Source organism: Bordetella trematum (assembly GCF_900078335.1).
In the GTDB taxonomy this organism is placed as follows: Bacteria; Pseudomonadota; Gammaproteobacteria; order Burkholderiales; family Burkholderiaceae_B; genus Bordetella; species Bordetella trematum.
The window spans coordinates 1-18903 of record NZ_FKBR01000050.1 but is presented as its reverse complement, the minus strand read 5'-3'; the positions used below and the strand labels follow the sequence as shown (position 1 = coordinate 18903).

The following is an 18903-nucleotide window of genomic DNA, read 5'->3' as shown; positions in this document are numbered from 1 at the left end:
AAAATAAAAGTCTAGTCTCATAAATATATTTATATAAGTCAAGAAAATACTATGAAGCAGGTTGATTTTCTTTATTCTTCTCTCGGAATCCGCCATGAAGGTCGCTGAACGCATTCGTCTGTCCGTCGAGGAATCCATTCGTGACGGCAGCCTGTTGCCGGGGGACTCTGTTGACGAGCAGTTGCTGATGCAGACCTATGATGTTTCTCGCACGCCTGTACGCGAAGCCTTGTTGCAATTGCAGGCCCAAGGGCTGGTGGCCAGTCTGCCGCGCGGCGGCATGGTGGTGGCCAAGATGGACGTGGCCCAGTTGATGGCCATGTGGGAGCTGTTGGCAGAGCTGGAAGGGATCGGCGCACGGCTGGCCTGCGAGCGGATGACCCCGGCCGAGCGCGAAGAGCTCGGCGTCATCCATGAGCGCGCAGCCGCCGTGGTGCGGCGCGAAGACACCGACGCCTGGCAGGAACACAACCGGCGCTTTCACGAGGCCCTGTACGCGGGGGCCCGCAATCCCTACCTGCGCCAGGAGATTCTCCGGATGCGCTCGCGCACCGGGGCTTATCGACTGCACGCGTTCTCTGCCTTTGGAAGGCTCGCATCGTCCTGGGAGCAGCATGCGCAATTGCTGGCTGCGATCCAGGATCAGGAGCCCGGCCGTGCGGCCGAGCTGATGGCCCGCCATATGAGCCCGGGACAGGGTTCGGTCAATTTTGCGTCTTTTGTCGCGGCGCTGCCGAAGAACCTGCTGGCCTGAGGGATGGGTGGTCTCCGCGGGTAAATCCTGATCTTTGTATTTTTATAAAATGGCAAAATATATTTATAGCAGACAAAAGTATCTGCTTGCGTGACCTTGTCCCGGTATAGGCGGGCCAGGACGCTCCCCCTGATCCGCTCTACCGAGGAATTTCCATGGATGCCGTTTCCCAACAACCACCCTCTGCGCCGTTCGGCCATGCCGAACCGGCGGTTGACCCTGGCGGGATGCACCGCAAGGTCGCCTGGCGTCTCATCCCCTTTTTGATCTTCCTGTTCCTGCTGGCGTGGATCGATCGCGTCAATGTGGGTTTTGCCAAATTGCAGATGCTGCAGGACCTGCAATTTAGTGAGGCGGTCTATGGCCTGGGCGCCGGCATCTTCTTCATCGGCTACTTTTTTTTCGAGGTGCCAAGCAATCTTTTATTGCAGCGCATCGGTGCCCGGAAGACCTTGGCACGAATCACCATTCTCTGGGGGGTGACGTCGATGGCGATGGCGTTCGTCACGACGCCTGCCACGTTCTACCTGTTGCGCTTCCTGCTTGGTGCATTCGAGGCAGGCTTCTTCCCGGGAGTAATGCTATTTCTGACGTACTGGATTCCATCGGGGCGACGCGGGCGGATCAATGGCTGGTTCATGACATCGTTCGGCCTTGCCGGCATAGTGGGGGGGCCCCTTGCCGGTCTCATCATGAGCGGAATGGATGGCGTGGCGCCCCTGCGCAATTGGCAATGGTTGTTCGTATTGGAGGGCGTCCCGTCGGTAATCGCAGGTCTGGTGGTGTTGGCTTACCTGCCGGATCGTCCGCAACAGGCACGCTGGTTGACCGAAGCAGAACGGGCTGCGTTGACCCTGGAGCTAGAGGGTGAAAACCTGGATCCGAGCAGGCATGCCAACTTTACTCAGGCATTGCGTTTGCCGGCCTTTTGGCTCTGCACCGCTGCTTATTTCTGCATCGTGGGCGGCAATGCGACGCTCGCGTTCTGGATGCCATCCATTGTGCGTGAGCTGGGTGTACAGGGGGCGTTGAACATCGGCTTGCTTTCGGCCATTCCATTCATGCTTGGCACGGCAGCTATGGTCGTTAATGGGGCCCATTCGGACACCACCAGGGAACGGCGCCTGCATTGCGCCGGCGCCACGCTGGTCGGTGCTGTAGGTTTGTCGTTGAGCGGTGCCTATATCGGAAGTCCGGTCCTGGCCATGGTGGGCCTGAGCGTCGCGGCCATTGGCGTGCTGGGGGCTTTCCCGGTTTTCTGGGCTATTCCGGCAGCTTTCCTCACAGGAACGGCAGCAGCCGGCGGGATTGCACTGATTAATTCAGTGGGCAATCTGGCGGGCTTTGCCACACCGTTCATGATGGGTTGGCTCAAGGAGTGGACCGGCAGTGTGGCGGTAGGCCTTTACGTGGTTGCAGGCATGCAATTGATCGCCACGGCCATCATCGGACTGACGATGCGCCGCTTGGCTGTCTAGACACTGTTTGCGGTGGGCTTGTCCACCGGCTTCCAGATCAGTCCACCGCAGTAAGTCCTTCCCAGGCGTTCAGTCGAACCTGTTCTTTCAGGTAGGCAACCAGGGCGCGGGCCTGGGGGGGCATGTAGCGGGACTGCAGGGTGATGGCGTAGAGGGTGCTGCCTGGCGTGGGCTGGATGGGGTAGTCCTTCAGTACCTGTAGCAGGCTGCCATCGGCCAGCCCTTGCGCGGCGGCGTAGGCGGGGAGCATGGCGACCCCGAGTCCGTCGCGGCAGAGGTCGCGCAGCATGGCGTAGTCGCCACAAGACATGCGCGAGGTGCGCAGCAGCCGGTGTGGGCCCGCAGGGCCCTGCAGGCTGATTTCCATCCGGTTGCGAATGCCCAGCCAGGGCAGGGCGTCGAGCGCTTCTACCGTCTCGGGTGGATGATCCCGGACCAGGGCCGGGCTGGCGCACAGCAACCAGTCGGTGGTGGCCAGCGGGCGGGCGACGTATTGAGGTTCGGGGGCGTTGGTAAAGCGGATGGCAACGTCGATCTGCTTGTCGATCAGGTCGATCGGGCCCGGCTGCAGTGTCAACTGCAGCGAAATCGCGGGATGCTGATGGCAGAAGGTGCGCAGCACCGGGGCCAGCAAGGTGCGAGTGATGGCGGGCGGACAACTGACGTGCAGGGGGCCGTGGATCAGGCCTTTGCGGCTGTCGAGCATGTCGCGGGCGCGCGCGATCTCGTCGCGGATCGCCAAGCAGCGGGCATAGAAGGCCTCGCCCAGCGCCGTCAGGGCCATGTTGCGGGTGTCGCGCACGACCAGTTGCGCCTGCGCCTGGGCCTCCAGCATCTTGAGCTTGCGGCTGACGCCGGAGCGGTCGATGTTCAGGCGCCGCGCGGCGTCGGTGAGGCTTTGAGATTCGGCCAGTGTTGCGAAAAACAGGAAATTATCGGTGTCCATGGAGCCCTCCGTTCGAAAACATAGCAGCATTGGTGCGTAGTTCGCATCAATGCCTTGCGTCGCGTAGGGCTTCCGGTTGTGGTGTCAGGGTCTGACAATGCATTACCCCGTTCAGAGGGACCACAACAGGAGACTCACGTTGCGATCGTTTCTGCATTGTTTTTGTCTGGGATTGGCCGTGGCCTGCAGCGCGGGCGCGCTGGCCGGAACTGACTTTCCGTCCAAGCCGATCACGCTGGTGGTTCCGTTTCCGGCAGGCTCGACGACCGATGGCGTGGCGCGCTCCCTCAGCGCGCGGGCACAGACCTATCTGGGCCAGGCCATCGTGGTGGAAAACAAGCCGGGCGCAGAAGGGCAGTTGGCGGCGCAGGATGTGGCGCGGGCCGCCGCCGATGGTTATCGGATCACGCTGGCGACGTCGGGCAATCTTTCTTTGCTGCCGGCATTGCGCATTCAACCGCCGTATGACGTGATGGCCGATTTCACGCCCATCGCGGATATCGGGCGCTTCACCTTTGTGTTCTATGTGCGGCAGGATCTGCCGGTGAGCACGCTGGCGGAGTTTGCCGAGTATGCGAAGCGGCGCCCGGGCCAGCTGAACTACGCGACCGGCAACAGCACCGGGCAGGTGACGTTTGCGCATCTCAAGGGGCGTATGGGCGTGGACATGGTGCACGTGCCTTACAAGGGGGAGCCGCCTGCCATGATGGATCTGCTGGCCGGCCGCGTGGATGCGATGATCGGCACGACCATTGGCCTGCCCTATGTGAAGGAAGGCCGGGTGCGTGCGCTGGCGGTGCTGTCAACGACTCGCAGTGCCGTGTTTCCGTCGACACCCACGCTGGAGGAAAGCGGCTTCGAGCGGCTTCCGATCACGTCATGGGCAGGGGTGCTGGGACCCAAAGGGCTGCCGCCAGCGGTGGTGGCGCGCATCGCCGCTGCCTTCAACCGTGCCGCAGCCGATGCGCAGGTGCAGGCGCAGATGGACAGCCTGGGCTTTCCGCTGGAGCAGGGCGGGCCGGAAGCCTTGCGGCCATTGATGGCGCAGCAACTGGCGATCCACGCGCAGCTGGTCAAGCAGGCCGGCCTGTCGCCTGAGTAATTCCGCCGCATTCCGGCATTCCACAACGAGCAATCCTATGAACAAATTGAGAAGGGCGGCGGTCGTCGCGCCCGTACGAACCGCCGTCGGCGCATTTGGCGGCGCGCTGCGTGCCATGCCGGTCGAGGACCTGGCCGCCAGTGTGGTCCGGGAGGTCGTGGCGCGCTCCGGGATCGACCCGGCGCGCATCGATGATGCGGTGTTTGCGCAATCCTATGCCAACAGCGAGGTGCCCTGTGTGGGGCGTTGGGCAGCGTTGCACGCGGGTCTGCCGGTGGAGGTGCCGGGCATGCAGCTTGACCGCCGTTGCGGCGGCGGGCTGCAGGCGGTGGCCTCGGCGGCGATGATGGTGCAGACCGGCGCGGCGGACGTGGTGCTGTGCGGCGGCGTCGAGAGCATGAGCAACATCGAGTACTACTCGATGGATATGCGCTGGGGCAAGCGCGCCGGCAGCGGCAGCTTCTACGACCGCCTGGAGCGCGGTCGCGAACGTTCGCAGCCCGTGGAGCGTTTCGGGGTGATCTCGGGAATGATAGAGACCGCCGAGAACGTTGCGCAGGCGTTCTCGATTACGCGTGAACAATCCGATGCCTATGCGCTGGAGAGCCACCGGCGCGCCAGCGCGGCGCATGCCCAGGGCCTGTTCCGCGATGAGATCGTGGCGCTGGATGTGCCGCAGCGCAAGGGACCGGCGCTGCGTTTCGAGAAGGATGAAGGCGTGCGCGCCGAGGCCAGTCTGTCCGCCCTGGCGCGTTTGAGGCCGTTGCTGGACGGCGGGGTCGTGACGGCCGGCAATGCCAGCCAGCAAAGCGATGCCGCTGCCGCCTGCCTGGTGGTGGCCGAAGACCAACTGGAGCGCCTGGGGCTGGAGCCGATGGGATATCTGGTCGGCTGGGCGGCGGCGGGCTGCGAGCCGGCCACCATGGGCATGGGGCCGGTGCCGGCGACTGCGAAGCTGATGGCGCGACTGGGTTTGTCCTTGGCGGACATGGATCTGATCGAGGTCAATGAGGCGTTTGCCTGCCAGGTGCTGGCGGTGCTGCGGCAATGGGGACTGCACGATCACGCCCGGGTGAACGTCAATGGCTCCGGCATCTCGCTGGGGCACCCGATCGGCGCGACCGGGGTGCGCATCATGGCCAGCCTGTTGCACGAAATGAAACGGCGCGGCGCCCGCTACGCGCTGGAAACCATGTGCGTGGGCGGCGGGCAGGGCGTGGCCGCCGTGTTTGAGCGGGCGTGAGGGAGCTCATGGAAACGATGCGATTGTCCCGCCTGATCGAGGCGCGATGCCGGGCCGAGCCGCAGGCCACTGCCTTCGTGCAGGACGGCCGACGATGGAGCAACCAGGCCTTTGCCGAGAGCGTGGACCAGGCGGCGGCCTGGCTGCGCAGCCGCGGTATCGGGCGCGGCGATGCGGTGGCCTTGTGGTTGCTCAACAGTCCGCAGTGGATTGCCCTGTTGCTGGCCCTGGCGCGTCTGGGGGCCAGGGCCATTCCGATCAATACGCGTTACCGCAGTGACGAGGTCGCCTATCTGCTGGGTGCCAGCGGGGCGAGGCTGCTGATCACCCATGGGCAGCATCCCCGGTTGGACGCGCTGGGGATACTTGCCCACGTCACGCCGGCGGCCGCGCCCGGACTGCAAGAGGTCGCCGTGCTGGAGACGCCGGCTGATCCGGCCCCGGCCTGCGCCTGGCCGCTGCGGGCATTCGGGGCTGGCGCGATGCCGCCCGGCCCTGAGCCCGATGGCTCGGATCCCGAAGACGTCGTGATCCTGTTCTCCACGTCGGGCACGACCAAGGCACCCAAACTGGTGATGCATACGCAGGCCACCCTGATCGGTCACGCGCGTCGCTGCGCGGCGGTTCTGGGCTTGGATCAACCCGACGCCGTGTTGCTGGCGATGTTGCCGATGTGCGGGGTGTTCGGGCTCAACAGCGTGCTGGCTGCCCTGGCCGGCCGCGCGGTGGTGGTCATCCAGGATGTATTCGACGCGCCGCAGGCAGTGGCGCTCATGCAGGCCGAGCGCGTGACCCATGCTTTCGGCAGCGACGAGATGTTCCGCCGGCTGGCGCAGGGCGCTGCCGGACCCCGCCCGTTTCCGCATGCGCGCTACTTCGGCTTCGGGGCGTTCACGTCCAGCTTCGGGCCCTTTGCGCGCGAGTGTGTCGAGCGCGGGATGCCTTTGCACGGGCTTTATGGCTCCAGCGAGGTGCAGGCCCTGTTCTCGGCGCAGCCGGGCAGCTTGCCCCTCGAGGAGCGGCTGCTGGGCGGGGGGCGCCCCATGGCGGCTGAACAGACCTGCCTGCGCGTGCGCGACACGCAGACCGGCGCCCTGCTGCCTGATGGCATGCCGGGTGAGCTGGAGATACGGTCCCCGGGCAACTTCGTGGGGTACTTCGGCAATCCGCAGGCCAGCGCCCAGGCGATGCACGAGGGCTACTTCCGCACGGGCGACCTGGGCTATCTGCGCGGCGATGGCAGCTTCGTGTTCATGTCGCGGCTGGGCGACGCCATGCGCCTGGGCGGCCATCTGGTCAATCCCGAGGAGATCGAGGAGGCGATCAAACAGCACGAGGGGGTCGAGGATGCGCATGTGGTGAGCGCCGATGTCGATGGCCAGCCCCGGCCGGTGGCTTTTGTGGTGGCAAGTCCCGAGGGCAGCTTCGAGCCGCAGGCGTTGCTGGCGCGCCTGAGGTTGTCCGTGGCCGGATTCAAGGTGCCGTGCCGGGTCTGGATCGTCGAGGGCTTTCCACAGACGGTGGGGGTCAACGGGCTGAAGACTTCCCGTGTCCTGCTGCGCAAGCAGGCCGAGGAGCGTCTGGCTGCCGAGCAGGGCAACGATGCAAGGAGGGCGACATGACGATGTATCTCGAAGATTTTGAAGTGGGCCAGCGTTTCAGCAGTTCCGGGCGCACGGTCACCGAAGCGGATCTGACGTTCTTCAACATGCTGTCGGGCGACTGGAACCCGATTCATGCCGATGCCGTGTTCGCGGCGCAAACCCGCTTTGGCGAGCGCATCGTGGCCGGGGCTTTCGGTATCGCCCTGCTGACCGGCTTCATGCACCAGATGGGGATTTTCGACAGGTCGGCGGTGGGGATGCTGTCGCTCGATGACTGGCAGTTCCGGCTACCCATCACGGTGGGCTGCACCCTGAGCCTGCACATGACCATCACGCAGGTGCATCAGGGCAGCAGCGCGCGCACCGGTCGCCTGGGGCGCCATCTGCAGCTCGTCGATGAAAAGGGACGGGTGATTCAGGAGGGGAACAGTCCCTTGCTGATATTGCGCAGGCCTGGCTGAGCTGAGCCTTTGAGATTCCACGCACAACAACAACGGAGAGACAACCATCATGCTATCTAGCTCCCTTGCCCGCCTGCTGGGCGCGGCGGCCCTGCTTGCTGCCAGCGGCAGCCAGGCGCAGGGCTATCCCAACAGGCCCGTGACGATCGTCGTGCCTTATTCCGCCGGCGGACCAGTCGACAACTTTGCCCGGGCCGTGGCCCAGGGTTTGGGCGATACATGGCGCCAGCCGGTGATCGTGATGAACAAGCCCGGGGCCAATGAAATCATCGGCGCCGACACCGTTGCCAAGAGCCAGCCTGACGGCTATACGCTGTTCGCGGGTACGGAGGCGGCGTTGACCATGAGCCCGCATCTCTACAAGAAGCTTCCCTACTCGGTGGAGAAAGACTTTGTGCCGATTTCGCGCATGGTCAGCCTGCCGCTGGTGTTCTTCGTGTCAAGCAGCCTGCCGGTCGAGACGATGCAGGATTTCGTCAAGCTGGCCAAGACGCGCGCTGCCGCGGACAAGCCCTTGAGCTACGGCTCGACGGGCGGCGGCGGGATCGCGCATCTGCCCATCGTGACGCTGGAACGGCAGGAGGGCATTTCGCTGACGCACGTGCCATACCGGGGCGCTTCCAACCTGATTCCGGACGTCATCTCCGGTGAGGTCGATGCGGCCGTGCTGGGCGTCTCGGTGATCGAGCAGCATGTGCGCAAACAGATGCTCAAAGCCCTGGCCATCTCCGCGCCGTCGCGCAGCGCCTCGCTGCCCGAGGTCCCGACGTTCACGCAGGCGGGGCTGCAGGATATCCAGGCGGTGTTCAACATCGGCCTGCTGGCGCCGCGCGGCACGCCGCCGGACCTGGTGTCCAAGATTGCCGCCGATGTCCGCGAGGTGATCGCCGATCCGGAGTTCCGCCGCAAGAACATCGATGCCTACAGCTATGTCCCGGTGGCCGGAGATCCGGCCGAGTTCAAGGCGTTTCTGGAATCCGACTCGCGCATCCAGGCCGATCGGATCAAAGCCTCGGGCGTGACACTGAATTGAAGTCTGAACCCATGACCCTGACCACTTCCCCCCGCCGCCTGCCGGCGGCACTGAGCCGCCTGCGCCTGCCGGTCATCTCCGCGCCGATGTTCACGGTGAGCTATCCCGAGCTGGTGCTGGCCCAGTGCAAGGCCGGCATCGTGGGCTCGTTTCCCGCGCTCAACGCCCGCCCGGCCGAGTTGCTCGACGAGTGGCTGCATTTGCTGCGCGAGGCGCTCGCGGATCACGCCCGCCGCGACCCGCAGGCCATCATCGGGCCGATCGCGGTGAACCAGATCTCTCATACGTCGAATGTCCGTCTGGAGGCGGACATGCGGACCTGCGTGGCGCACCAGGTGCCGGTGATCATCAGTTCGCTGCGTGCGCCGGTCAAGGAGATCGTCGATGCGGTGCACTCCTATGGCGGCATCATCCTGCATGACGTCATCAGCCTGCGCCATGCCGAGAAGGCGCTGGAGGCGGGCGTGGACGGGATCATCGCCGTGGCGGCGGGCGCAGGCGGCCACGCGGGGCGGCTGTCGCCCTTTGCCCTGGTGGGCGAGTTGCGCCGGATGTTCGATGGACCGATTGCGTTGTCGGGGGCGTTGGGCACCGGCCAGGCCATCGTGGCGGCACAGGCCATGGGCGCCGACTTCGCCTATATGGGCACGCGTTTCATTGCGACGCAGGAGGCCAATGCCAGCGATGCCTACAAGGCTGCCATCCTGCGCGCCGGGGCCAACGATATTGTCTACAGCGACTGGTTCTCGGGCGTGCATGGCAATTATCTGCGCGAGAGCATCACGCGCGCGGGTCTGGACCCGGACGAGCTGCCAAGCGGTGACAAGTCCCGCATGAGTTTTGCCGATGGGCGCTCCAAGGCCAAGGCCTGGAAGGATATCTGGGGCGCGGGGCAGGGGGTGGGGCAGATCGATGATCTTCCCCCGGTGGCGACGGTGGTCGACAGACTGGAAGCGCAGTACCTGGCGACCCGCCGGCATCTGGCGGCGGGCGTATTTGAAGCGGAGCGGAGCGTGGCATGCGGACAGAACTGACAGGCAAGGTGGCCATCGTCACCGGCGGGGCCGGAGCGATCGGCAAGGGTGTTGCGTTGGGCCTGGCGGCTGCCGGCGCCAAGGTGGTGGTCAACGACCAGGGGGTGGGGCTGGATGGCGCGGGCGGGGATCGTTCGGCAGCCCAGCTCGTGGTCGATGAGATCCGCGCCAGCGGGGGCGAGGCCATCGTCAACACCGACTCGGTTTCGGATTGGGCCGCCGCCCAGCAGATTGCCACGGCTGCCATGGATACCTATGGCCGGCTGGACATCGTCGTCAACAATGCCGGCAATCTGCGCGACCGGATGTTCTTTCGCATGAGCGAGCAGGAGTGGCGCGCGGTCATCGACGTGCACCTTAACGGCACGTTCTTCGTGAGCCGGGCGGCGGCGCCGTACTTCAAGGATCAGCAGTCCGGCGCCTACTTGCACATGACATCGACTTCCGGCTTGATCGGCAATCTGGGGCAGGCCAACTATGCCGCCGCCAAGCTGGGCATCGTCGCGCTGTCCAAATCGATCGCCCTCGACATGGCGCGTTTTGGCGTGCGTTCCAACTGCATCGCGCCGTTTGCCTGGAGCCGCATGACCGATTCGCTGCCGACCGAGACCGAAGCGCAGCGAGCGCGCGTGGCGAAGTTCCAGCGCATGGAGGCGCACAAGATCGCGCCGATGGCGGTCTTTCTGGCCAGCGAGGCGGCCAGCGCAGTCAATGGGCAGATCTTCGCGGTGCGCGCCAACGAGATCATGCTGATGAGCCAGCCCCGGCCGGTGCGCTCGGTGCATATGAGCGAGGGATGGTCGGCGCAGTCGATTGCGGAGGTCGCCCTGCCGGCCATGCATTCGAGCTTCATGGCGCTGGAGCGGTCTCCGGAAGTCATCGGCTGGGATCCGATCTGAGACCATGGCGATCTCCTACGAGACGATCCGTCGCTGGGCGTTCCCGGTCATCGAGCAGCGCCACGACGTGCGCGATGTATTGCTTTACGCCGCCACGCTGGGCCTGGGCGAGGATCCCCTGGATGCGCGCCACTTGCGATTTCTGCAGGCCGAGGCGCCGCGCGTGTTTCCGACCTTTGCCGTAACGGTGGGCTATCCCGGCTTGTGGATGCGCGATCCGGCTGCCGGCATCGACTGGCGGCGCATGGTGCATGCCGAGCAGCGCATGCGCTTGCACCGCGAGCTGTTGCCTGCCGAAACCCTCACGGCCCGGCACGAAGTAACGCATGTGACGGACAAGGGGGCCGGCAAGGGAGCGCTGGTAGTGGTGCGACGCCGTCTCACGGATGCGGCCGGGCACGAGGTCGCCGAGCTGGAGCAGACGTCGTTTTGCCGTGGCGACGGGGGATTCGGCGCCGGCGACACGCCGCCCGAGGCCTTGCCTGCCTGCCCGGCGCGCGCACCGGATGCCCAAATGGCGTTGCGCACCTTGCCGCAGCAAGCCTTGCTGTATCGCCTGAACGGCGACATGAACCCCTTGCATGCCGATCCGGCCGTCGCCGCCGCCGCGGGCTTCGATCGCCCGATCCTGCATGGGCTATGTACCTATGGCCTGGCGGCGCGGGCGGTGATGCAGTGCTTCGGCGGGCAGGCCGGGGCGGAGCGCCTCGCGCGACTGGACGTGCGCTTCTCGCAGCCGGTCTTCCCGGGTGAGCGTCTGCGCGTACGTCTGTGGCAGGAAGCCGACGGCTTGATCCATTTCGACGCCTGCGCGTTGCCGCGCAATGCCATGGTGCTGAGCCACGGCGTGGCGCGCTTGAGTGCGGCGCCGGCCATGCCGCCTTCTTTTCTTTCGGAGGTAAGCGTTCCATGACAGTTGATCTTCGTCTGAAGGAAGAGGCCGTCCTGCATTACGAGGAAGAGGGGGGCATCGGGCTGTTGCGACTTAACCGCCCGGCGCGCCGTAATGCTCTGGACGGTGCCTTGCGGCGCGCGCTGGCCTGCCAGTTGCAGGCGCTGGCCCAGGATCCGCCCCGGGTACTGGTGCTGGCCGGCAACGGCGGGCATTTCTGCTCGGGCGGAGACATCGAAGATATGCGTGGCGGGGACGTTTCCCCGCAGGAGAGCCAGCGCCGCCTTGAGGAGGAATACCATCCCGTGGTGCGCGGCCTGGCCTATCTGCCCTGCCCGGTGGTGGCGGCTATTGACGGCTGCTGTTTCGGCGCCGGCCTGAGCCTGGCGCTGGCCTGCGATTATCTGTTGTGCAGTGACCGGGCGCGCTTCGGGCTGCCGTTTCTGCGGCTGGGTGTGATTCCGGATTGCGGGGCACTGTATACACTGCCCCGGCTGGTGGGGCCGTTGCGAGCCAAGGCGCTGATGCTGGGCGCGCGCGAGTTGAGCGCGGTTCAGGCCCATGAGCTGGGGCTGTGCGCCGAAGTGGTCGCGCCCGAGCGTCTGTCAGTGCGCGCCATGGCGGTGGCCCGCCAGCTGGCCCAGGCCTCGCCGGTGGCGATGCGGGGCATCAAGCAGGCCCTGCTGGCGGAGCACTCGGGTTCGCTGGAGTCGCTGCTCGCGTTCGAGGCCCGCACCCAGGCCGACTGTCGTTCGACGCCGCACCACCAGCGCGCCGTGGCCGACTTCCTGGACAAACGGCCGCTGGCCTATGGAGGCATCCGCCATGAAGATTGAACGCATCGTCACCACGCGGATTGCCCTGCCGCTGAGGCGGCCGCACCGCCTGGCCATGGCGACCCTGACGGATCACGACATGCTGATCGTGCAACTGTTCACGGACGAGGGCATCGCGGGTCTGGGCGAAGTGTCCATCATCCCGCACTATGGCGCGGAGACGCCGGGCACCGTCCAGCACATCATCGACGCCTGTCTCGTGCCTGCCCTGGCGGGCGCCGATCCGCGCAACCTGATGCAGATACATGCCCGTATGGATGCGGCCATTCCTGGCCATGCCTATGCCAAGGCGGCGCTGGAGATGGCCTGCCTGGACTGTGCCGGACGCGCACTGGGCGTCTCGGTGGCCACCCTGCTGGGCGGGGCGCTCCGACAAAGGATGCCGGCCCTGTGGGTGCTTGGCCATGGCGAGGCGCGGCGCGACATTGAAGAGGCCCAGTCGCTGCTGGAGAGCCGTTCGCACCGCTTGTTCCTGGTCAAGGTGGGCAAGGGGGAGCCGGCCGAGAACGTGCGCCGCGCGCTGGATATCAAGCAGGCCCTTGGCGAGCATGCCAGTGTGCGGGTCGATGCCAATCAGGGTTGGGACGAGGCCACCGCAAGCTGGTGCATCGAGCGACTGGAGGCCGGCGGCATCGATGCCGTGGAGCAGCCCGTGCCGGCGTGGAACCGCGCGGCCATGCAGCGGCTGGCAGCGCGCTTCACGGTGCCCATCATGGCCGACGAGGCCGTGTGCACCCTGCAGGACGCCATGGCCTTCGCCGGCGAGGCGGCTGCCGATGCCTTCTCGATCAAGGTGTCCAAGCATGGTGGCCTGATGCGCGCGCGCCAGGTCGCCACCGTGGCCGAGGCGGCCGGGATTTCGCTGTTCGGCGGCACCATGCTGGAAGGTGGCATAGGCACTTCCGCCTGCGCGCAGCTGTTCGCCACTCTGCCGTCACTGGCCTGGGGCTGCCAGCTTTTTGGCCCGCGTCTGCTCAAGGACGATGTGGCCTGCGCCCCTGTGAGTTACGACGCCTTTGATCTGGTGTTGGGCGACAGCGTGGGGCTGGGCCTGGAGATCGACCCGGACAAGTTGCGGTTTTACCAGGTGCCGCGCTGAGGCCGGGGCGGGCAGGGCGGCCCGGCCCGCCGGCGGTGCTGGCCTGTCCCGCGGTCCGCAGGTAAACTATTCTCAGTGGCATCCGGGCGGCGGGCTCACCCGCATCGTCCGGATCATGCACCGTAAGCGTTAACGTCAACCAACGCGCACTGCTCAATCGTGGCAGGGCGCTAGCGTGGGTGCGCGGCCCCTGTCCAGTCTCTGGGGTTCGAATGCCATCTTCCCTCCCATCCCGATTTGATGTCGTGCGGATTCAGTTCGCCGTCATTACCTGCTTCTTTGTCGTCGGCCTGTCGCTGGGCGCCTTGCCGCTGTTCATCAGCGATGAGCTGGGGGCCAGCGACAGCATTGTCGGGATGGTGATCGGGGCGCAGTTCCTGGCATCCCTGGGCAGCCGGGTGTTCGTGGGCAGGCTGCTGCGTTCGGGGGCGCGCCGCTGCGTGGCCGTGAGCCTGGGCGCGTTGGCTCTGTATGGCGCACTGCTGGCGCTCGGCGGGCAGGCGTTCGAGGGGACGGTGCCATTGCTGGTGGCCGCGCGCATCGTTCAGGGCGTGGCCGTGGGCACGTTGATCACGGCAGCCATCGTCTGGACCATCGACAAGCTCGGCGAATCCAGCACGGCGCGGGTGCTGGCGATGACCGGTATCTCGATCTACGGGGCCGTGGCCTGCGGCGCGCCGGTGGGCATTGTGCTGTTCAAGCTCTGGGGGCTGGCCGCTGCGGGGGGCGTGGCTGTCGTGGTCGCGCTGCTGGCCCTGGCCGCCCTGGCGACGGTAACCGACGAGGTCCGCCATGGCGAGCAGAAGGCGGCCGGCGGCAAGGTCTTCGGCAAGGTGCTGGTGCCGGGCGCGGTGCTGTTCCTGCACGGGGTGGGCTTTGTCTCCATCGAAGCTTTCGTCTCCCTGTACTTCGCGGCTTCGGGCTGGTCGATGGTGACGGTGGCGCTATCGCTTTTCGGGCTGTCGTTCGTGGCGGTGCGCCTGAGCCTTGGCCACCTGCTGCAGGGCAATCGCCTGCAGCGCTTGGCGGCGCTGTCGCTGGCCTGCCAGGCGCTGGGCCTGGCGTTGCTGGCCCTGGCCCCCAATCAGTATTGGGCGCTGCTATTCGTGGCCCTGGTCGGCGGCAGTTGCTCATTGACCTTCCCGGCATTGGGTACGCTGGCCGCCGGACGCTGCAGCCCGCATGAGCGCGGCACGGCGATGGCTTTCTACGCCGGCTTTCAGGATGCCTCTTATGCCTTGACCGGGCCGGTGATCGGCCTCGTCATCCAGGCGCACGGCTATGGAACCGGGTTTTTTGCCGCCGGGCTGTGCGCGCTGGGCGGCCTGGTGTTGCTGCGCCGAGCCCGTCCCTGAACCGTATCTCCGCGTAACAATCCCGCCGAGCTGTTGCTGGAGCGCCGGCTTTGCCTCAAGGACGCTACCATGAGGCAGGGCGGCAAGCCCGGTCGAGAGAACAAGAAAAGGAGAAATGCTGCATGACGACCGAGATCGCGGTGGTATTGGGTCTGGCCCTGGTGGCGATCGTTCTGTTCGCAACCGAGAAACTCCGGATCGATGCGATTGCCTTGCTGGTGCTGGGCTCGCTGGCGGTGCTGGGGCTGGTGACGCCGGAGCAGGCCGTGGCGGGCTTCAGCAATCCGGCAACCATAACGGTGGCGGCGATGTTCGTGCTGGCGGCAGGCTTGCAGAACAGTGGCGCCTTGTCCGGCATCGGCGATCTGTTGGGCCGGGCGCGCTCGCCGTTCCAGTTTCTGCTGGTGTTGTTTCTCATCCTGGCGGCGATTGCGCCCTTTGTGAACAATACCGCCGTGGTGGCCGTGTTCATCCCGATCGTGATGGCGGCCACGGCGCGTATCGGCATGTCGCCCTCCAAGGCCTTGATTCCGCTGTCGTATGTTTCGCAGATGGCGGGGGTTTGCACGCTGGTGGGGACTTCCACCAACCTGCTGGTCAATGCCATCGCGCGCGAGCATGGCCATCCTGGCTTCACCATGTTCGAGTTCACCTCGCTGGGGTTGATCTGCATGGGGGTGGGCTGTCTGTACCTGTTGACGGTCGGTCGTTGGCTGCTGCCCGATGCGCGCGGCGGCGAGCTGGTCGAGCAATATGAACTCGGCAAGTACATCACCGAATTGCGCGTCATGCCCGATTCCTCCCTGATCGGCCAGTCGGTCGGAGACGCCAAGCTGGGCGAGGAATACGGGGTGTTCGTGCTGGAGCTGTTGCGCGGCGACGCCAAGGTATGGGGGCCGCGCGAACAGCAGATCGAGGCGGGCGACGTCTTGCTCGCGCGCGGCGACTGGACCAAGCTGGATGAGTTGCGCAAGGAGGCAGGGCTGGAGGTGGACCCCCAGTTCAAGCTGGAGCAGCGTTCCTTCGAGGAGGTCGAACAGGTGCTGACCGAGGTCATGATCGCGCCGCGTTCGCGCATCAGCGGTCGCACCCTGGCCAGCCTGGGCGCCGGCTGGCATCGCAATGCCACGGTGCTGGGCATCCATCGCCGCGGCCAGGTGCTGCGCGACAAGCTGAAGGAAGTGCGCTTGCGGGTGGGCGACATCCTGCTGGTGTTGACGCCGGCGGCCGAAGCTGCCGATCTGCGCGGCGATGGCAATCTGATCGTGCTGTCCGAACGCGAGGCGGAAAAGGAGATGGGCTGGCGCGCGCCGTTCGCACTGGCCACCATGGCGCTGGTGATTCTGGTGTCGGCGCTGGGCTGGGTGCCGATCAGCATTACGTCGTTGATCGGCGCGGTGGCGATGACCCTGGCCGGCTGCCTGAAGGCCGACGATGTCTATGATGCCGTCGACTGGCGCATCATCATCCTGATGGCCGGGTTGCTGCCCCTCGGGATGGCCATGAGCGAAACGGGCGCGGCCCAGTTCCTGGTGGAGAATACCGTGGGGCTGGTCCGGGAGCAGGGGCCGCTGATCGTGCTGGCCGCGGTATATCTGATGGCCTTGCTGCTCACCGAGTTCATGAGCAATGCCGCGGCTGCCGTGTTGCTCACGCCCATCGGTATCTCGACGGCCAGGATGATGGAGGTGGACGCCACGCCTTTTCTGATTGCGGTGACCTTTGCCGCATCCACCAGCTTCGCCACGCCGGTGGGCTATCAGACCAACACGATGGTGTACGGCGCGGGTGGATATCGTTTCGCCGACTTCATCAAGGTGGGGCTGCCCCTGAACCTGATCTTCTGGGTGCTGGGAATTGTGTTCATCCCCATGTTCTGGCCGTTCTGAGGGGCTGCGCCTGCCGTCGGGCAGCGCCCGGCTGGCGAGGCGGCATTCAAGGTCATGGGCCGCCCGGGGCGCAAGGCCTTACGCAGGGGAGCTGGCCTGCGCAGGCCAGCAGCCCTGAAACAGCTGTGTGACGGCGGCGTCCAGCACCGTGCCGGGCACGCCATCGCGGGCTTGCAGGCTCAGGCCGTTCAGGAAGGTCTGAAAGACTGCCGTCAGGGCGCGCACATCGGTATCGGCGGGGAGCTCGCCGGCGTCCACGGCGCGCTGCACGCAGCGACGCAGTCCGTCGTGAGTCCGCGCCCTTTGTCTGGCGAGCAACTGCTGCAAGTGTTCATTCTCGGGCGAGCAGGTGCTGGCCGACAGCACCAGCAGGCATCCTTTGGGATGACCGCGCCCGGTCTGCATCCTGGCCGAGCGCCGCAGCGATTGCTCGATGGCTTGTCGCGGCGGCAGGCTATCGTCCCAGAGCGCGGCATTCACCTGGCCATGCGTGGCGAGGTAGTGCTCGACGACCTCGCGAAACAGCGCTTCCTTGGAACCGAAGGCGGCATAGAAGCTGGGGGCGGTGATGCCTCCGCCCAGATTGGCCTTGAGCAGGGCCAGCGAGGTGGATTCATAGCCATGCTCCCAGAACAGGTGCATGGCCTGTTCCAAGGCGGCGTCGCGGTCAAAGCGGCGGGGACGGCCCATCTGTGCCATGGCGGATTTCCTTTGTGCTGTGATATCCATACTACTTGATACATAAGTCGTTGACAACGCACGCTGGCCTCGCCAATATATGTACCAATCGATATATATATTGAGGGTCGACATGAGGGTCTTCAGGGCGGGTGTTTCAGGGAGCGTCATTGGCACAGGGTCTGGCAGGGCGGGCCCGGCGGGCGGTGGTGCAGAACACCCGGCCGGGATGGGGGCCGCATGTCGCTGAGGCAGAAAGCGGGCATGGATGCCCAGGACGCGGCCAGTGCTTCCCAGGCTGAGCCGGGCGGCCCAGGCCTGCCGTATACGGGTCTGCTGGCGCTGGCGACAACGGGCTTTGTCGGCATCCTGACCGAGACCCTGCCGGCCGGCCTGTTGCCGCAGATCAGCCAGGGGCTGGGCGTGTCACAGGCCCTGGCCGGGCAGACGATCACCGTCTATGCGATGGGCTCCATCGTCGCGGCCATTCCCTTGACCCTGGCCACCCGTCATTGGCGCCGCCGTTCGGTGCTGTTGATGGCCATCATCGGCTTTCTTGTGTTCAACACCATCACCGCGCTTTCCAGCAGTTACCCGCTCACGCTGGCGGCGCGCTTGCTGGCCGGTCTGGCGGCGGGCTTGTCATGGACCTTGCTGCCCGGCTACGCCCGGCGCATGGTGGCGCCGGCGCTGCAGGGGCGGGCAATGGCGGTGGCGATGGCCGGCACGCCGGTGGCGCTGTCGCTGGGTGTGCCGCTGGGAGCCTGGCTGGGCCAGGCGATCGGATGGCGCAACACTTTCGGCCTGGTGTCTGCGGTGACCGTGTTGTTGTTGGTCGGCGTGCTGCGCGGCATGCCCGATTTTCCGGGCCAGGTGGCCGCGGGGCAGCAGACCCTGAGGGCGGTGTTTCGGCTGCCGGGTCTGCGCGCCATCCTGTTGACCACGGCGCTGTGGATGTTGGCGCACAACATGCTCTACACCTATGTCGCACCATTCGTGGCGCAGGCCGGTCTTGGCGCACAGGTCGATCAGGTGTTGCTGGTGTTCGGTCTCTGCGCCTTGCTGAGCCTGTGGCTGGCTGGTCTGGTCGTGGATCGCTGCTTGCGTCGGTGCGTGTTGAGCAGCCTCGTGCTGTTTGTGGCGGCGGCGGTCTTGTTGATGGCGGATGCCACGCATGCGGCTACGGTGTATCTGGCGGTGATCCTCTGGGGCCTGAGTTTCGGCGGCGCCGCCACGCTGTTGCAGACCGCGCTGGCCGACAGCGCCGGCGAAGCCGCCGATGCCGCCCAATCCATGAGCGTGACGATCTGGAACAGCGCCATCGCGGGGGGCGGGGCGATGGGCGGGGTGTTGCTGCAAAGCCATGGCCTGACGGCGTTTCCCCGCGTGCTGGCCGGCCTGGCCCTGGCGGCTCTGACGGTTGCCGTGTTGGCGCGCCGTCATGGCTTCAGGCCCGGGCCCCGCTCAGGCAGGCCGGCGGCGCGCCCGCCCCGGCACGCTGTGCAGTCCTGCCAGCGCTAAGCGTTTCACCAGGGCCGGGGCGGTAATGCCCCCGTTTTGCACGGGTTTCAAAAGTAGAAACTATGCGGCCATGGCCAGC

17 protein-coding genes are annotated in these 18903 nt (G+C 65.8%); 15 read left to right on the top strand and 2 right to left on the bottom strand.

The features are described from left to right. Positions 1–94 precede the first annotated feature (94 nt). On the top strand, positions 95–754 hold the full coding sequence (locus tag A7V84_RS19515) for a GntR family transcriptional regulator (RefSeq protein ID WP_063492115.1): 660 nt from the start codon (positions 95–97) through the stop codon (positions 752–754). 155 nt (positions 755–909) lie between these two features. Continuing rightward, on the top strand, positions 910–2232 hold the full coding sequence (locus tag A7V84_RS19510) for an MFS transporter (RefSeq protein ID WP_063492116.1): 1323 nt from the start codon (positions 910–912) through the stop codon (positions 2230–2232). A 37-nt stretch (positions 2233–2269) separates the two neighbouring features. Here the strand turns inward: A7V84_RS19510 and A7V84_RS19505 are convergent, their stop codons facing one another. Continuing rightward, entirely contained in the window at positions 2270–3178 is a 909-nt protein-coding gene (locus A7V84_RS19505) for a LysR family transcriptional regulator (protein WP_162269654.1), read from the bottom strand. Between the two features lie 139 nt (positions 3179–3317). On the opposite strand from A7V84_RS19505, the gene A7V84_RS19500 reads away from it, so the two are divergent. From A7V84_RS19500 to A7V84_RS19445, 12 genes are all read left to right on the top strand, one after another. Continuing rightward, the gene (locus A7V84_RS19500) at positions 3318–4280 is read left to right on the top strand and encodes a Bug family tripartite tricarboxylate transporter substrate binding protein (protein WP_025517382.1); all 963 of its coding nucleotides are present in this window, start codon (positions 3318–3320) and stop codon (positions 4278–4280) included. Positions 4281–4326: 46 nt separating this feature from the next. Beyond that, a complete protein-coding gene (locus A7V84_RS19495; protein ID WP_063492605.1) occupies positions 4327–5523 on the top strand; it encodes an acetyl-CoA C-acetyltransferase in 1197 nt (398 codons plus the stop codon). A gap of 8 nt (positions 5524–5531) precedes the next feature. After that, complete coding sequence (locus A7V84_RS19490) at positions 5532–7145, top strand: AMP-binding protein (RefSeq protein WP_063940027.1); 1614 nt, start codon at positions 5532–5534, stop codon at positions 7143–7145. Then, a complete protein-coding gene (locus A7V84_RS19485) occupies positions 7142–7588 on the top strand; it encodes a MaoC/PaaZ C-terminal domain-containing protein (RefSeq protein ID WP_063492118.1) in 447 nt (148 codons plus the stop codon). Before A7V84_RS19490 ends, A7V84_RS19485 begins: the two co-directional genes overlap by 4 nt. Positions 7589–7637: 49 nt before the next feature. Then, positions 7638–8621 (top strand): Bug family tripartite tricarboxylate transporter substrate binding protein, encoded by a 984-nt coding sequence (locus tag A7V84_RS19480; RefSeq protein ID WP_063492119.1) that lies wholly within the window; start codon positions 7638–7640, stop codon positions 8619–8621. Positions 8622–8632: 11 nt separating this feature from the next. Beyond that, positions 8633–9655 (top strand): NAD(P)H-dependent flavin oxidoreductase, encoded by a 1023-nt coding sequence (locus A7V84_RS19475; protein WP_051348304.1) that lies wholly within the window; start codon positions 8633–8635, stop codon positions 9653–9655. Further along, a complete protein-coding gene (locus A7V84_RS19470; protein WP_063492120.1) occupies positions 9640–10554 on the top strand; it encodes an SDR family oxidoreductase in 915 nt (304 codons plus the stop codon). The genes A7V84_RS19475 and A7V84_RS19470 overlap by 16 nt, the downstream gene beginning before the upstream one ends. A 4-nt stretch (positions 10555–10558) precedes the next feature. After that, the gene (locus A7V84_RS19465; RefSeq protein WP_063492121.1) at positions 10559–11467 is read left to right on the top strand and encodes a MaoC family dehydratase; all 909 of its coding nucleotides are present in this window, start codon (positions 10559–10561) and stop codon (positions 11465–11467) included. Then, positions 11464–12282, top strand: a complete 819-nt coding sequence (locus A7V84_RS19460; RefSeq protein ID WP_025517370.1) for an enoyl-CoA hydratase/isomerase family protein — start codon at positions 11464–11466, stop codon at positions 12280–12282. Before A7V84_RS19465 ends, A7V84_RS19460 begins: the two co-directional genes overlap by 4 nt. After that, positions 12272–13381, top strand: a complete 1110-nt coding sequence (locus A7V84_RS19455; protein ID WP_082833009.1) for a muconate/chloromuconate family cycloisomerase — start codon at positions 12272–12274, stop codon at positions 13379–13381. Before A7V84_RS19460 ends, A7V84_RS19455 begins: the two co-directional genes overlap by 11 nt. A 245-nt stretch (positions 13382–13626) precedes the next feature. Beyond that, positions 13627–14736 (top strand): MFS transporter, encoded by a 1110-nt coding sequence (locus tag A7V84_RS19450; RefSeq protein WP_052125574.1) that lies wholly within the window; start codon positions 13627–13629, stop codon positions 14734–14736. A 122-nt stretch (positions 14737–14858) separates the two neighbouring features. Next, positions 14859–16625 (top strand): SLC13 family permease, encoded by a 1767-nt coding sequence (locus A7V84_RS19445; protein WP_033534017.1) that lies wholly within the window; start codon positions 14859–14861, stop codon positions 16623–16625. 78 nt (positions 16626–16703) lie between these two features. On the opposite strand, the gene A7V84_RS19440 is transcribed toward A7V84_RS19445, so the two are convergent. After that, a complete protein-coding gene (locus A7V84_RS19440) occupies positions 16704–17324 on the bottom strand; it encodes a TetR/AcrR family transcriptional regulator (RefSeq protein WP_025517364.1) in 621 nt (206 codons plus the stop codon). A gap of 243 nt (positions 17325–17567) precedes the next feature. Between A7V84_RS19440 and A7V84_RS19435 the strand changes: the two genes are divergently transcribed. Beyond that, positions 17568–18824, top strand: a complete 1257-nt coding sequence (locus A7V84_RS19435; RefSeq protein ID WP_115638940.1) for an MFS transporter — start codon at positions 17568–17570, stop codon at positions 18822–18824. Positions 18825–18903: the final 79 nt, after the last annotated feature.

What these genes read in the sequence shown, in the direction of transcription:
- A7V84_RS19480 (WP_063492119.1), top strand. Translation starts at nt 7,638, where the DNA reads ATGCTATCTAGCTCCCTTGCCCGCCTGCTGGGCGCGGCGGCCCTGCTT.
- A7V84_RS19475 (WP_051348304.1), top strand. Translation starts at nt 8,633, where the DNA reads ATGACCCTGACCACTTCCCCCCGCCGCCTGCCGGCGGCACTGAGCCGC.
- A7V84_RS19490 (WP_063940027.1), top strand. Translation starts at nt 5,532, where the DNA reads ATGGAAACGATGCGATTGTCCCGCCTGATCGAGGCGCGATGCCGGGCC.
- A7V84_RS19465 (WP_063492121.1), top strand. Translation starts at nt 10,559, where the DNA reads ATGGCGATCTCCTACGAGACGATCCGTCGCTGGGCGTTCCCGGTCATC.
- A7V84_RS19460 (WP_025517370.1), top strand. Translation starts at nt 11,464, where the DNA reads ATGACAGTTGATCTTCGTCTGAAGGAAGAGGCCGTCCTGCATTACGAG.
- A7V84_RS19510 (WP_063492116.1), top strand. Translation starts at nt 910, where the DNA reads ATGGATGCCGTTTCCCAACAACCACCCTCTGCGCCGTTCGGCCATGCC.
- A7V84_RS19440 (WP_025517364.1), bottom strand. Translation starts at nt 17,324, where the DNA reads ATGGCACAGATGGGCCGTCCCCGCCGCTTTGACCGCGACGCCGCCTTG.
- A7V84_RS19470 (WP_063492120.1), top strand. Translation starts at nt 9,640, where the DNA reads ATGCGGACAGAACTGACAGGCAAGGTGGCCATCGTCACCGGCGGGGCC.
- A7V84_RS19485 (WP_063492118.1), top strand. Translation starts at nt 7,142, where the DNA reads ATGACGATGTATCTCGAAGATTTTGAAGTGGGCCAGCGTTTCAGCAGT.
- A7V84_RS19515 (WP_063492115.1), top strand. Translation starts at nt 95, where the DNA reads ATGAAGGTCGCTGAACGCATTCGTCTGTCCGTCGAGGAATCCATTCGT.
- A7V84_RS19435 (WP_115638940.1), top strand. Translation starts at nt 17,568, where the DNA reads ATGGATGCCCAGGACGCGGCCAGTGCTTCCCAGGCTGAGCCGGGCGGC.
- A7V84_RS19445 (WP_033534017.1), top strand. Translation starts at nt 14,859, where the DNA reads ATGACGACCGAGATCGCGGTGGTATTGGGTCTGGCCCTGGTGGCGATC.
- A7V84_RS19455 (WP_082833009.1), top strand. Translation starts at nt 12,272, where the DNA reads ATGAAGATTGAACGCATCGTCACCACGCGGATTGCCCTGCCGCTGAGG.
- A7V84_RS19505 (WP_162269654.1), bottom strand. Translation starts at nt 3,178, where the DNA reads ATGGACACCGATAATTTCCTGTTTTTCGCAACACTGGCCGAATCTCAA.